1 pseudogene is annotated in these 246 nt (G+C 59.3%); it reads right to left on the bottom strand.

Going from position 1 to position 246, the window contains the following annotated elements:
* Positions 1 to 110 (bottom strand): annotated as a pseudogene (locus EU800_RS27475) (IS110 family transposase); the annotation flags it as partial.
* Positions 111 to 246 lie beyond the last annotated feature (136 nt).

The following is a 246-nucleotide window of genomic DNA, read 5'->3' as shown; positions in this document are numbered from 1 at the left end:
ACCGCGCCCCGCCGAAGCTTCTTCTGCAAGACGACAGCGCCACAGGCATCCACCCCGTGAAGCTGAAAGACAGACTTGGCCAAGTCGATCCCGAGTGTTGTAATTTCCATGTGGTCGGTTCCTTCCTTAGCTGGTTCCAAACAGCACCAGCTTGGCACATCGCGATGCCGTTCGGGTGGAGCCGTCCACACCATCAGAAGAACGTGGCTTGAGATGGGGCAGGGGGCTGAGTAGCGTCCCCGGATG

This window comes from Tropicimonas sp. IMCC6043 (assembly GCF_004146235.1).
Taxonomy (GTDB): Bacteria; Pseudomonadota; Alphaproteobacteria; order Rhodobacterales; family Rhodobacteraceae; genus Tropicimonas.
Note: the sequence above shows the minus strand (reverse complement) of the source record. Positions and strands in the feature narration are given on the sequence as shown.